The organism is Mycobacterium sp. NGS49 (genome assembly GCF_059812565.1).
The window spans coordinates 61,245-74,498 of the sequence record NZ_JCALCX010000030.1; the positions used below are offsets into that span (position 1 = coordinate 61,245).

General features: G+C 65.0%; 11 protein-coding genes and 1 pseudogene. 7 read left to right on the top strand and 5 right to left on the bottom strand.

Going from position 1 to position 13,254, the window contains the following annotated elements; all coding sequences use genetic code 11:
- Positions 1-83: 83 nt before the first annotated feature.
- Positions 84-425 carry a type II toxin-antitoxin system RelE/ParE family toxin gene (locus AC5Y7D_RS24970; RefSeq protein WP_499928502.1) on the top strand — a complete coding sequence of 114 codons (342 nt, stop codon included), beginning with the start codon at positions 84-86 and terminating at the stop codon, positions 423-425.
- 39 nt (positions 426-464) lie between these two features.
- Complete coding sequence (locus AC5Y7D_RS24975) at positions 465-1,622, top strand: HigA family addiction module antitoxin (RefSeq protein WP_499928503.1); 1,158 nt, start codon at positions 465-467, stop codon at positions 1,620-1,622.
- A gap of 174 nt (positions 1,623-1,796) precedes the next feature.
- On the opposite strand, the gene AC5Y7D_RS24980 is transcribed toward AC5Y7D_RS24975, so the two are convergent.
- The 5 genes from AC5Y7D_RS24980 to AC5Y7D_RS25000 form a co-directional block, all read right to left on the bottom strand.
- Positions 1,797-1,931 carry a hypothetical protein gene (locus tag AC5Y7D_RS24980; RefSeq protein WP_499928504.1) on the bottom strand — a complete coding sequence of 45 codons (135 nt, stop codon included), beginning with the start codon at positions 1,929-1,931 and terminating at the stop codon, positions 1,797-1,799.
- An 896-nt stretch (positions 1,932-2,827) separates the two neighbouring features.
- Positions 2,828-3,115: a hypothetical protein gene (locus tag AC5Y7D_RS24985; protein WP_499928505.1), complete on the bottom strand. Its 288-nt coding sequence runs from the start codon at positions 3,113-3,115 to the stop codon at positions 2,828-2,830.
- A 1-nt stretch (position 3,116) separates the two neighbouring features.
- The gene (locus AC5Y7D_RS24990) at positions 3,117-4,526 is read right to left on the bottom strand and encodes a type IV secretory system conjugative DNA transfer family protein (RefSeq protein WP_499928506.1); all 1,410 of its coding nucleotides are present in this window, start codon (positions 4,524-4,526) and stop codon (positions 3,117-3,119) included.
- A complete protein-coding gene (locus AC5Y7D_RS24995; RefSeq protein ID WP_499928507.1) occupies positions 4,526-5,188 on the bottom strand; it encodes a hypothetical protein in 663 nt (220 codons plus the stop codon). The genes AC5Y7D_RS24990 and AC5Y7D_RS24995 overlap by 1 nt, the downstream gene beginning before the upstream one ends.
- Positions 5,172-5,606 (bottom strand): hypothetical protein, encoded by a 435-nt coding sequence (locus AC5Y7D_RS25000; RefSeq protein ID WP_499928508.1) that lies wholly within the window; start codon positions 5,604-5,606, stop codon positions 5,172-5,174. Before AC5Y7D_RS25000 ends, AC5Y7D_RS24995 begins: the two co-directional genes overlap by 17 nt.
- 412 nt (positions 5,607-6,018) lie before the next feature.
- On the opposite strand from AC5Y7D_RS25000, the gene AC5Y7D_RS25005 reads away from it, so the two are divergent.
- From AC5Y7D_RS25005 to AC5Y7D_RS25025, 5 genes and pseudogenes are all read left to right on the top strand, one after another.
- Positions 6,019-7,263, top strand: a complete 1,245-nt coding sequence (locus AC5Y7D_RS25005) for a hypothetical protein (protein ID WP_499928509.1) — start codon at positions 6,019-6,021, stop codon at positions 7,261-7,263.
- A 12-nt stretch (positions 7,264-7,275) separates the two neighbouring features.
- On the top strand, positions 7,276-8,202 hold the full coding sequence (locus tag AC5Y7D_RS25010) for a conjugal transfer protein (RefSeq protein ID WP_499928510.1): 927 nt from the start codon (positions 7,276-7,278) through the stop codon (positions 8,200-8,202).
- 57 nt (positions 8,203-8,259) lie between these two features.
- Positions 8,260-8,547: a glycosyl transferase family 39 gene (locus AC5Y7D_RS25015; RefSeq protein ID WP_120795078.1), complete on the top strand. Its 288-nt coding sequence runs from the start codon at positions 8,260-8,262 to the stop codon at positions 8,545-8,547.
- Positions 8,548-8,635: 88 nt separating this feature from the next.
- Positions 8,636-11,614, top strand: coding sequence for an ATP-binding protein (locus AC5Y7D_RS25020; protein WP_499928511.1), 2,979 nt, complete (start codon positions 8,636-8,638; stop codon positions 11,612-11,614).
- Positions 11,611-13,254 (top strand): annotated as a pseudogene (locus AC5Y7D_RS25025) (hypothetical protein); the annotation flags it as partial. The gene AC5Y7D_RS25020 and the pseudogene AC5Y7D_RS25025, both read left to right, overlap by 4 nt.

Below are 13,254 nucleotides of genomic sequence, written 5' to 3' on the forward strand. Positions count from 1 at the left end.
GTCGTGGCGAGCAGTATCATTTACCGATGAGGTACATGATACAAGAAATATACCCAAGAGGTATAGGATTTACATAGGCGAGGGTGGCGGTGGAGGTCGGCTTCAAGGGGGCGCGGCTTGGGAAGGCATGTACCGACCAGGGCTTATGGCAGCTGCGATACGGTGCAGAACGCGCGAAGAAGATACTTCTGCGGCTGAACCAACTCAATGCAGCGGAACACCTCGGCGAGGTGATGGCGTTGCCGCAGGCTCGTTGTCACCAACTCTCAGCCGACCGAGACGAGGAGTTCTCGCTTGACCTCGATGGGCCGTACCGGATGATCGTAGAGATCACGGACCGACCCGTCCCGAGGAATGACGACGGCGGGATACGGCTCACGGAAATCAAGCGCGTTACCGTGATCGACATAGTCGACACCCACTAGCTAAAGCACGCGCACGCAAGTTACAAGAAGGTCACTCTCATGGCAGCTAGACAAGTACAGGCGACCGACGACGGTCCTGGGGACAGCGCGTGGGTCAGGTACACCCCGACCGACGTGGTAGCTCCGGGAGAGACCCTGCGGGAGACTCTGGATGCGTTAGACATGAGTCAAGCACAATTGGCAAAACGTACTGGAATGTCAACGAAACACATTAATCAGATTTTGCAGGGCCAGGCCGCACTTACCCACGACACCGCAATCCTGCTGGAACGAACTACTGGAGTGCCGGCGAGATTCTGGAATTCCCTCGAAGCCCAGTACAGGGACAACTTAGCGCGTGAACACGAACGTCAAGCGCTATCGAATCACCACGACTGGCTAAAGCAGATGCCGCTGGCCGCTCTCCGCAAGCTACACGCAATAACCGCTACTGCACGGGATCCAGGGGCTCAACTCCAACAAGTTCTGCAGTTCTTTGGAGTTTCCAGTGTCGAAGCATGGCAACAAGTTTGGGCTGCGCCTGCGGCAGCATTCCTGCAGTCGGCGGCGTTCGAGGCTGACGCCGGTGCGGTTGCCGCATGGCTCCGCCTAGGAGAGCTTGAAGCTGCGAAGATTGATTGCCAGCCGTTTCAACGGGCACGTCTTCGAGAATTGTTGCCAGCCTTGCGATCGCTGACGGTCCACGAACCACAGCAATTCTGGCCGGAACTGCAGGGGCTGTGCGCGAGCGCGGGTATTGCCGTGGTAGCGGTGCCCGAGATTACCGGTGCCCGAGCAAGCGGTGCCACGCGATGGATATCTCCGAGCAAAGCGATCGTGCAGTTAAGTAACAGAGGGAAACGTAACGACAAGTTTTGGTTTGCTTTCTTCCACGAAATTGGGCATGTGCTTCTACATGGCAAGCGCGAAGTGTTCGTCGAGAACAAGATTGGTTACGACGGCGGGAGGCTCCAACAGGAAAGTGAAGCGAACGATTTTGCGGGGACGCTTCTCATTCCAACCGAAGCCGAACCCGACCTTGAACTGGCTCGTACCGCCGAGGATGTGCGGGCGCTTGCCGAACGATTGGGCATCGCGCCTGCCATTGTCGCGGGCCGGATCCAGCGCGATCGCGATGACTACCGGTTTGGCCATAACCAGGGGCTATTTGTGACGTTCGAGATCGTGCGCGGGTCGGAGGCCCGACGAAATGATTGAACTGTTGGGTCGCCGAGATCGCGAAGCCGCCGCCAGTTCGACCGGACCAGCATTGCCGTCGTCCGCGCTTATGCGCATCTGACTGCTGATTCGGGTGGCGAGTCCCCGATACTGAGTCCACACCCGGATTTAGCTAAAGCCACCACGTAGTTGTGCGTTTTGCCCACGTTCATCTCACACCGCAGCGGTGTCGACGCTGCTGCCGATCAATGTTATCGCATCACCGATGACCTCGTAGGCCAGCCAGACAGCGATGGTGATCGCCGCGATAAGTCCACTTAGCCAAGGGAATCGACGGGAATCAGTCACTATTCTGCTCTCCTGCGTGATGGGACGCTGACACCGCGACAGCGGTGGGGGAAACCAATCTGCGCCCGTCTGGTCCCACGCTGAGGGTGACTTCGAGACGCGGTTCGGATCGGACACGTTGAAGTGCGGCGATGGTATCGGCCCCGTGCTCACTGTCGAGCCGTTGGTTGTCCCAGCCCAGGTGTTGACCCATCTCGGCGATGAGGGCAGGCCAGTCGACCGGATCCGAGGTACGCCGATCTGCGCCCAGGTGGAAAAGTCGGTTCGCAGATGAACGCCACGCACCCGATCGAGTAGTACCGGAGCCAACGGAACATCTGGTGCGAGGCGGTAGACCTGTGACCCAGACACTGCCGTGTCGACGCACTGCACTACTGCCCGCGGACTGCACATGTGATCCGCCAACCGCGCGGTGTCCGGCGTGTAGCCCGCCCGAGCCGCTTCGGGACCCAACTCCGTAAACAAATGGTCACACCACTCCCGGTACCATCGATCGGGCGCCTCCGCGCTGTCCCGACACATCACATCCCAGGCCCAGAAATCTGCAAAGCATTGCGAGCGAGGCTGATTGGGGTCCGCAGGAAGCAGTTCTGCGACTCGACCCACAACCACATGGACCTGATCAGATACCGCGGCCGCCGGCTGGCAGCGATCGCTCAAGATGTCGTCCCAGATCCAGCGTCCGGAAGGGTCGTGCTCGTCAGGCGCAGTCAGGCGTGCCGGCCGGTCGGTGAATTCCCAACGGCCGTTCGGATATCGCCAACCTAAGACGCAGATCCCATGAACGGCCACGCCGCGGTGGCCCTGACCCCCTGGCTCGTCGTCATCGACGAATGTGCGCGCATCGAAACCTCGCCGCCACAGTCCCGCAGCGATCTGTTCGGTGGCAACACAACTCACTGTTCAGCAAACGTCGGTGGGCGCGGCCGGACACCAGGCATTGTGTCGCCGAACAGCACCGCCAGCTCCCACTGCGCTCGCCGGCTTGGGCGTTCATCGACGCGGCGCACCACGCCGCGGCGGTGCAGAACCCTGAAGGCGTGGTAGACCTGCTCGGCTACCACCGGACGGTCCTGGCTACCAAGCTTGTTGGCGACCGCGATCCGTGCATCGGTCGTGGTGAGTGGCCCCTCGGCGGTGGCCAGGACCGCCACGAGCTCAGCGCGAAGTTGTGCGGCCTTCATGTCAACGGCCCATCGCTGCCGTTGCGCGGCGATGCCGCTGGGCGACCCATTCCCACAGGCTTTTTGGCTCGCGCTCTCGAAGCGCCGGTTGGCATAGCAGCCTCTTGACCGCGGCGTCGTAGCGCTCTACGAAAGTTCCCCAGTCCGGTAGCTCGGTGATCACCCCGGCCGTCCCCCGCCGCAGCAGCCGCGCGTATCCCTGGTTTGAAGGCAGCAGTCGCCGGTAATCCAGGCTGCTGCTCAGATGCGATGACAACGTCTTAGAACCGCTGGCCTGATCGAAGGTCTCCTGGCGGCGCGTGGTTTGCCGTGACCACTGCTCGGCGCGTTGCAGCATGTCCATCTCCGCGGCCCCGTACATGATCAGCGCGGCGGGGAAAGTGTCGCGTAGCTCGCGCGCGTAGCTGGTTCCGTAGACGGTGTCGAACTGGCTCGACGCCTGCACCGACAGCAGCAGATTGACTCCCAGGCCGCGGCCCTCGGAGACGTGGCGACGCAGGGCCGGCATGGGTGCGACGTTCGCGGCCTCGTCGATGAGGATCAGTAGGCGGTGCAGCATTTCCTTGCGGGCCGTCTTGCCGCGCCAGCTGCGCACCAGGTGTTCCAGCAGGGTCACCGCCGCCCCGGCGATGGCGCCTTCAGGGGAGGTCAAGATGTACAGGGTCGCATCCGGTTGACACAGGAACGACTCGTCGAAGGTGGGAGCGGTTATTCCGCGCAGCCCCAACCTCATCCACGGGGTCACGGCCTTGCGCATGGTCAAGGCGATGCTGTCACGCTGTTTGGGATCCATGTCCAGTGTCCGCAGCAGCGCATTCCGAAGCAGCGGCTGGTCGGCCACTCGCCGTGCGGCGCTATGCCAGCCGGGGGCATCTGGGTGTTCGTCATCCTGGCGGACGTTGTCGACCGCCAGCAGTACCCACTCGATCCCTTTGCCGTTTCCGCATGGTGATGCGGCGTACAGCATCGCGGCCAGGGGTGCTTCCGTATTGGCTTCCCACACCCCCCCATCGGAGACCTGATCGACGCCCGATCCCAGTCCTACCGCCGACATCTGCATCATCGTGTTGGCCGCGGTCACAGCTTGATCCGCAGTAGTGATCAGTGCTGTCGGATCGAACGAGCGAGCCTCGACGTCGCTGGGGTACACAGGTGAATAGTCGGGCCGCAGATCGATGACTTGCTTTGGTCCCCAACGGCGTTGCCCGACAAGCCACATCAGGTCATCCTTCGATGACACGCACACCGCGGGCCCGCCCCACAGCACCGCCGCCGGCGCCAGGACTCCGGTCGTCTTGCCCGTCTCGGTGGGGGCTGAGACCAGCACGTGTGCGGGTGCGTCGGCCAGCACCAGCCGTTCGTCATCGCTGCGGACAAAGCCGCAATACGGGGCGATGGGCCGCGGGGCCATCACTGTGCCTTTCTGATCGGGGTGGGATCGCCCAGTGGGTCGGAGCGCGTCGGGAAAATCCCGGGTCCGGTCAGGTCGTCGGCCTCGAAGCCGAAATCGACTTCATCGGCCTGGCCCGGTGGGCGCATCGGCCACCAGTCCCGGGCCCCGTCGACGGCCAGCCACCCCTCCAAGATGCCGTAGATACCTGCCGTGAGGAGGGCAGCGGGAATCTGGGCCAGCAGCCACGGGATCCCCACCGCCTCATCCAGGGATGCGCTGTGCCCGATCAGCATCACCAGCGCCGGCAGCGGCAATCCGACGACGGCCGCCGACCACATGAACGCGGCGATGGGATACGAGCGCACTTCGCCAGGGATTAGCTGAACCACCGTTGTCGACAGCAATTTGCCCAGCGCCCAGCCCGCAGGCGCCAACACGCCTGCCGTCATGAAAATGGCCCAGTCCAGCATTGCGTAAGGCGTCTTAACGGGCCGCATAAACCACGGATGAATAACATCATCATCCGCAGGATCATCGCGCGCGCCGCTCGCTATCGTGTCGCGGTCACGTATTTGGCGCGCCAACAGTTCAACGCGCCTTTTCTGAAATATGAAAGTGTGTTGATGACGGGCGATCCACTTACGGCGGACCTCGTCGAACTTGTCAGCAGCAACCGGCATCAGCGCTGTCCCTCACCGGCTCTACTGGATCAGTGTAGAAGTCGCCCAGTCGTTGTGCGACGTCCAACAAGAAGTTTTTCAACTCCGTCGCACAGCGCCTCGTTCCATCGCGCTCCGCTTCACGCATCGCGGCATCAATCGTGGATGAATAGGCGCTGAGCTGCTCAGATATGCGGACAGAGGGGCTTTGGCCCACCAACACCCGCTGCGCTGACCCCTCCTGCCAGCCAAGGGCGAAGTCCAGGCGTGCCAGTGTTCGCGGAGTCAGGCCGCCGCCACGCTGACCGGCTTTGCGTAGCGTCGACGGGGCCGGGCCACCCGCGCAGGCGAGGTCGTCTCGGGTCCAGCGCAGCTGCGCCAGGCGGTCCTCCACGAAAAAGAACAACCGCTTCATACCGTCGGTTGGTATTGGGTCCACGCCAATGACGGTAACAATCAGTCAAGTTATTTCGCTACGGCCGTCGAATATTCGTGATGCGGCCCCTTAAGCTGACCCAAGCTAAGGAGGTTGAGATCATGCGAGCGATTATCGGGGCGCTCCTGCGCAGCGTAATGTTACGCCTGAATACTGCGGTGAAAGCCGCACTGTTCGTCGCGGGGCGCACCGCCGGCACCGCGTTGCTGGCGGCGGCCAGCATCCCCGGAGCGTGGCCGAACCGCCGATACCGCAGCCGCCCAGCACGGCGACGTGAGCCGCTCTGCCGCACCCCCCTGACGCACTACCCCCGGGCGGGGGGGCGCTCGTCACCTCCCGCGCATACGACGTCCTGCGCGCCGGTTCGCCGCTGCGACAGTCTCAGGCCCCTGACATCAACCCGGCGGACCTTTCCGTGAGCGGCACCGCCGACGACCCCGAGCAGCTCTGGTGTCACACCCAACAGTGGATCAACGACAAGGACGCTCCACCCGTCGGCCCCGAAGGTGGATGCGAACTCGACGCCCTACCGGACAAGCTCGATGACCTCCGCGCTCTGCCGGAGGAGCGCGACGGCCTCGACGCCCCACCGGTGGAACTCGACGGAGCTGACCTTCCTGACCCGCACCCCCAGGCCGGTGAACAGGGCGGCGATGCCGAAGGCCAGGTCCAAGAACACCACGCAGACGCGCATGAGGGGGCATCGACCGCTGCGGACTGCGCTCAACCTGACTCCTCGGATGAGCCGGGCACCCAAGCAGGTCACGTCGATACCGGTGAACACGACGATGACAACCCACCTCCCGATGTCGACGCTCTCGACCCTGCCGCCGCGGCGGGCGACGAACCCGACGCCGAGTCACCCCGCTACAACAAGGCCATCGCTGTTGGGTTTGTTGCGGCGACCCTGGTGAGCACACTGGTGGTCAGCGGGGTGCTGCTGGCGATGCGCCATGGCCCCCATACCGACGACCAAGACCACCCGACCCGTCCCAGTACCCAGGTCAGTGTCGTGGCCGCGCCCACCACCAGCACCGGGCCCAGCGCCGGCGGTCAAGACGCGCCCATCCCCTACACCGCCACCGCCGTCGGTTGCCTGCCCGGATCCAGTGCCGCCCAATCGGTTGCCGGCACCGATCCCACCCAGGCATGGGTGTGTGTGCACGGCGCCACCGTCGGCCAGCACCTGGTGCTCAACCTCGGACGCACCATGGTCATCACCGGCGTCTCCCTCACCCCTGGCTGGGTCGGCACCGACGCTTCCGGCGCCGACCAGTGGCTCCAGCACCAAGTAGTCAAACGGGTGCAGTGGAGCTTCAACGACAGCCCATCCACAGTCATCCCGCAAGAGACCCACGGCGTGCATGGTGAAGCTCCCCAGGCGCTGCCGGGGCGCGGCGTCCTTGCTTCCCGAATCATCGTGCTCATCCAGGAGACCGGCCGCGCCACCACTGATCCGGCCCCCAGCTCAGCCCCTAACCCCAACCCCGGTGGCGGTGGGCTTTTCGGCGACATTCTCGGGCCGACACCCAGCCCTGCTGAGCCGGCACCCACCACCACCGTCCTGCCCGGCCTGCCCGCCGACCAATCCCGCACCGACCCCGCCGACCACACGTTCGCGGTGTCGTCGGTCAAAATCTTCGGCCACCCACCCCAGTAAAGGGCTCCCCCCATGCTGACCAACACCTGGCGCACACGCCTGGACCGCAGCAGCACCCTGCTTCGCCGCGGCGCACTGATCACCGGCATCGGTTCCTGCGCCGTGGTGGCGATCGCCACCATCTGGGGCTGGGTCTTCGACAGCCCCATCGACGTCGCCGGCCCGGCCCGCACCGCTGTCAACCGCACCGCCCTGATCGGCTCCTACGCCCAGGACTGCGTCACACGCTGGCTCACCGCCACCGAATCCGACCAGCAGTCACTGCGCGACTGCTGGACCCTGCGCGACCCCCTCCGGCTGCCCACCACCCCCGCCGTCGTCGTGAATTCTCCTGCTGTATCCGCGGTTACCCTCATCGGCGACACCGGCACAGCCCAGCAATGGAGCGTCGTCGTGTCGGTGTCCGAGCGGCCCTACCAGGCCGCTACCCCACACACCACCTACTACCGGCTGCCCGTCGTTTACAGCAGCTATGGAGTACGCGCCAGCGCTCTGCCCGCCCGCGTCAACGGCCCAGGCGCCGGTGCCGATGCGCCATTGGCCTACCCCAGCACCCTGCCCAACACCTCCCCCGCCTTCAGCACCGTCGCGGGATTCCTCACCAGCTACCTCACCGCCGCCGGCGGCCTCGAACGCTACGTCACCCCCGACTCAGGGCTGCTGCACGCCGCCGACTATCGATCCGTCCACCTGACCCGCCTGACCGCCAACCACAACGCACCCGACCACCACGACGTGCCGTCAGAGGGCACCACCCTGCACGTGCTGGCCGCCGTCAACGCAGTCACCGGCCAATTCGCACCCCTGCAAATGGACTACCCCATCTCGCTCACCGTCACCAGCGGGCGATGGACGGTCTCCGCGCTGGACTACGCACCGCTTCTGGCCGACAACGCCGAACTGACCCCCGTCATCCCCACCCCCGCGGCACCCCGATAGCCACCGCCACCGGACTCGACCCAACGCTGAAATCACCGCACACGAAGGGCAACCCCAATGTATTTCGCCACATCCACCCCCACGCTGCTCGCCGCCGCCGATCTGGTCTCGGGCAGCAGATCCCTCTACACGATCGGCGTAGCGGTCCTCGTCATCTTCATCCTGCTCGCCGGCGGAATACGCGCCGCCGCAGCATTTTTCGGAGGACGCATCGGCCAAACCGTCGCCTGGGCGCTGACCAGCGTCATCGTCGCCGTCGTCGTCGGTTCCGGCTACGCCATCTATACATCCAGCAAGCGCACCGTTGACCGCACCGGCATCACTACCGGGCAATTCGGGATGTAACCCCGGCCCCTCGAGACGCCACACCCGCGCGGGCCGGCCCTTCGGCCCGCGTTCGTGTCCAACATCACGGATTGTCAAAGGGATTCACATGGCTGAGTCAGCACAGATATTCAAAGGTGTCCACGACACACCCGTCTACACCGACATCCTTTTCAAGAAGCCCCTCCGCCTCTGGGTGGCTGTCAGCCTCTACGGAGGCGGCGGCCTGACCATTGTGCTCACCGTGCTCACGCTGGACTCCGGACATGCCCGCGCCACCCTGATCTGCGGGGCGCTGCTCAGCGGCGCCGCAGCCGGGATAGCGGCCCTGATCCCCCGCGGACGACCCACCTTGGGCTTCCGGCTGCGCAGCTGGTGGCAGGTGCTTCGGCCGGTGCAATCATCCAGCACCGACAACCCCCTGCTCGCACCACCGACCCGCATCACCTCCAACGTGAGCTTCACCGCCCACGGCGTCTACGCCCACTACCTGATCAGCGGACTCCCCTACTATCTGCAATCCACCAAACGCCGCATCGGCGTCGCCGACCGCCACCAAGTTCTTGCCCGCGAAATCCCCGCCGGTACCTGGGTTTACGGCCTCTGCGTTCCGCAGAACCAGCGCCAACTGCTGGGTGCCATGCTGCACGGTCACCGCGACAAACACCCCTGGGTCCAGGCCTGCCACCAGATGGCCCCTGTCATCGCCGGCCAGCAACCCCGCACCCGCATCTACTGGCTGGCGCTACCCGTCGACGCTGGCCGCGCCGGGCACAGCCCGGTCGGTCACGCCGCCAAGCTGCGCGACTGGATTATCGGCCGCGACAAAGACTCCGACAACTCCGTTGCCGCCTACCAGCGCCTAGCCCACGACATCATCACCGCCCTGCCCGAAGAATTCACCCCCACACCGGCCAGCGAAGACATGATCGACTGGTTCTGGCGGCACAACGCCTGGCGCGGTGTGTTCAACGATCCGCTGCCACGCCACCGCAACACCTCGCCTGGTGTCGGCGGCTGCCTACCGACGGCCGACTTCGACGAAGGTGACCAGCAGCACGGCGCCGGGCGGGCCCTGCCACTGCGCACACTGGCCGCAATCCTGGCGTTAGCCGCAGTCCTCGCCGCCGCCGCCGGAGCCCCCGCGCCCGCGCTGCTCGCCGCGTGCCTCGGCGGGCTGCTCACGGCGGCCTGGACCCTCGGGGCTCGCCGAATCCCCTCCTGGAGCAAAACCCTGCGGATCTTCAGCCGCGACGGCCTCTACCCCGACAGCTACCAGGCGATCCTGCCCGTCGTGGATATGCCCAAAGCCGGCATCGTCTTCCCCGGCTCCGAATTCCTCCAAGCCCTCGACGACCTCGACACCGGAGCCACCTTTGACTTCGCCCTCAACCTCGTCGCACGAAGCCGCGAAATGGAATTCGTGCGCAACGACCGAGCCAAAGGCAACATCGACGACCAGTTCACCCAGCGCCGCGACGTCCGCAACGGTGACGCCGAACTGATCGCCACCGCCCGCCAGCTCGCCGAATACAACCGCCAACTGTCGGCCACCATCGACGAACGCCCCGTTGAAGCCGCATTTCTCATCGCCGTCGGTGCTCCTGACCCGCACACCCTGGACTACAGCGTCAAACGGCTCCGTGAGGAACTCACCCAATCCGGACAGATCGCGATCCGCCACTACCACGGCGCCCAAACCCGGCTCTGGGCCGCTTTCAACCCGGGCGCACCCAACCACAAGACCGCCGTCGACCAATTCGCTCAGCCCACCACCACCAAGAAGTGGTCGCGGTTCGTCCCCTTCACGTCATCCATGGTCGGCAACACCACCGGGATCCTGCTGGGCTTCAACACCAGCAACGCACTGCGCAGCGCAGTCATGCTCGACTTGCCCGGCACTGCCCGACGCAACCGCAACCCCTGCCTGGTGTGCAGCGGAGCCCTCGGTTACGGCAAGTCCTACGCCGCCAAACGCATCACCCGCGCCGAAATCCAGCGCGGCGCACAAGCATTCATCGTCGACCCCGGCACCGAGTGGGAAACCGCGCTAGCCGATGTCACCAACACAGCCGTCATCGACATGGCCGGCAACCAATACAGCTGCGATCCGCTTCGCACCTTCCCCGACGGCATCGCCGGCGGATACTGGCTCGACTACATGGTGCCCATGATGGGAATCGACCCCCGCACCACCGGCGTGCAGCGGCTGCGCACCCTACTTGAACCCTCAACCCGCCAGCGATTCGGCCTCACCAGCACCACCGCGCTGATGACCTACATCGCCGCCATCCAAGCCCCGACTGGACCCGACCACCGGCCACCGCAGGTCGCCCAACTCGCCACCGACCTCGCCCCCATCCTGGCCGCCCTCAAATCCTGGGCCACCTACGACTTCACCAGAGCCATCTTCGACGACACACTGCCGGTTCCCGACCTCGCCACTCTCGACGTCACCGTCTGGCTCACCGGCTGTCTCGACCTACCCAGCGCCGAGGAAATGACCACCCCGCACCTCTACGAACGCCTCTCAGACCGCAAACGCGCCTCCGTGGCCATCTACGGCATGCTGGTACGCCTGGCCCGAGTCACCTTCTTCGCCAACACACAACGCTTCGGGCTCATCGTCATCGAGGAAGCCGCCGCCCTCCTGAACTCCCGGGCCGGCGCCGACGACGCCCACCTGATCAGCCGCCGCGCTCGCAAGCACTACACCGGTTTGTTGATCATCACCCAGGACCCCATCGCCGACCTGGCGCTCATGGGCGACCAATTCATCACCCAACAACTCATCATGCCCTTCGAAAACGAAGACCTCGCACGCCAAGTCGCCGCCAAGGTCGGCATCCGCGCCGACGACTACGGCGACATCGAAGAATTCTTCCTCGCCCAACCCAGTGCCGACGAGATGCGCGACCCCACCGGATTCGACGACGCCGACACCTCCGGCACCCCAGACCGAGGCGACCGGACAGGCTACGGCTTCTTCGTCGACGAATTCCGCCGCAAATCACCCATCAGGGTCGCGGCCGAACCCGACGCAGCCGTCCACGACGCCTACGACACCACACCCGGACGAGCCGCATGAATCCCACGCACCCAACAACATTCGCCCAACGTGCAGCGGAGCACCTCGGCTACCAGCTGGCCACCAGGCCCCGACTGCGCCGCATCTGCGCGCTATGGCTCACCACGCACCTGCTGGCCACCTGGGCGGTCGTGGCCGCCCCGGCGGCGGCGGCCTCCACCCTGGCCGGCGCACTGAACTGGACCGGCGTCACCGACAGCCACGGAGTACCGGTCGGCAACTACTACCTCTCGGTCGTCAGCACCAGCGAAGCGCTCACCAAAGCCGGACCCGACCTGACCGCTGACCCCACCAGCTGGACACGCTGGCTGGCCAACGCCGTCACCACCGGGCTAACGCACCAAAGCATCGTCCAGCTGCTCCAACTCGAGGCAGCGCTGTACATCTTCATGATCACCACGGCCCTCTGGCTGATGCGGTTCGCCATGTCCAACACCTGGCTGTACTGGCTCGCCACCTGGTTTCGGCCCATCTTCGACATCATCCGAGCCCTACTCACCGACCTGTGGGTATTCCCCCTGTGCATGCTTGCCGGGCTAGCCGTAGGCGCCTACCACATCCTCTGGCACGGCCGCAAAGGCCACGGCTCCGGAATTATGTTGTCCACCTTCATCATCGGCGTCCTCGGCCTCGTTCTCACCAGAGATCCACTTACCGAGCTCTACAACGAAAACGGGCTGCTCGGCCGAGCACGGGGCCTCGGATTCCAGATCGCCCAAGCATTCGCCAACAACGGCCCCGTCACCGGCGGCGGCACCAGTGCCCAACTTCAGCACCTCACCAGCCTCATCGCCGATGCCACCTTGCGAATGCCCCTGCAACTGATGAACTTCGGAACTCCCGTTGACGACATCGGTAACTGCGGCAACGCCTACACCACGGCCATCCTCAGCGGCAAACCCGACGGCCCCGCCCACGCGGTGGGCAGCTGCGGCGCCCCTCAGGCACTGGCCTTCGCTCAGCAGCTCGACGGAGCCAACCTCGCCCTCGGCGCGTTCTACCTCCTCCTGGGCGCGGCGTTCACCCTGTTCGTCTTCTACGTCACCTACAGCTACGTGATGGTCTGCTGCGCCGCCTTCATCAACGCGCTTTTCGCCGTCGTAGCCGCCGCACCCGCCATGATCCACGGCCGGCCGCGCCAGCGTGCCCTGCGGCGCCTGACCCTGTTTTTCAAACACGCTCTCCTGGTCTTCGTCTACACCACCTACGTCTCCATCGCGGCGGTGATCGTCCTCAAAATGGCCGCGCGCGGTGGCTACGCCGACCAAGTCGGCATGACCCATCCGCTGGCCCGCCTGGTCATGATCGCCCTCATCTCCGCTGTGGCCATCGGCGGACTCTGGTGGCTCAAACGCGAACTCGGCGACCACACCCGCCACGACATCACCCACATTGTCACTGCCCTGGCCCGCGAAGCCAGCTACGGCTATGTCCGCGGCCGAGCCGGCATCGACCGTGTGCGGGATACCGCGCAGCGCCTGCCCGGCATGTCAACCGCCATACCGGCGGGCACAAGCGTTGACGGACAGGATGATTCACCCCTTACCGGCAACCCCGTCGACGGCCGGCCGCCAGGCGGGCGCCCACCGGGCAGCGGCGGTCGCACCCCATGCCCTGTCGGGCCGACCTCGCCGTGCGGC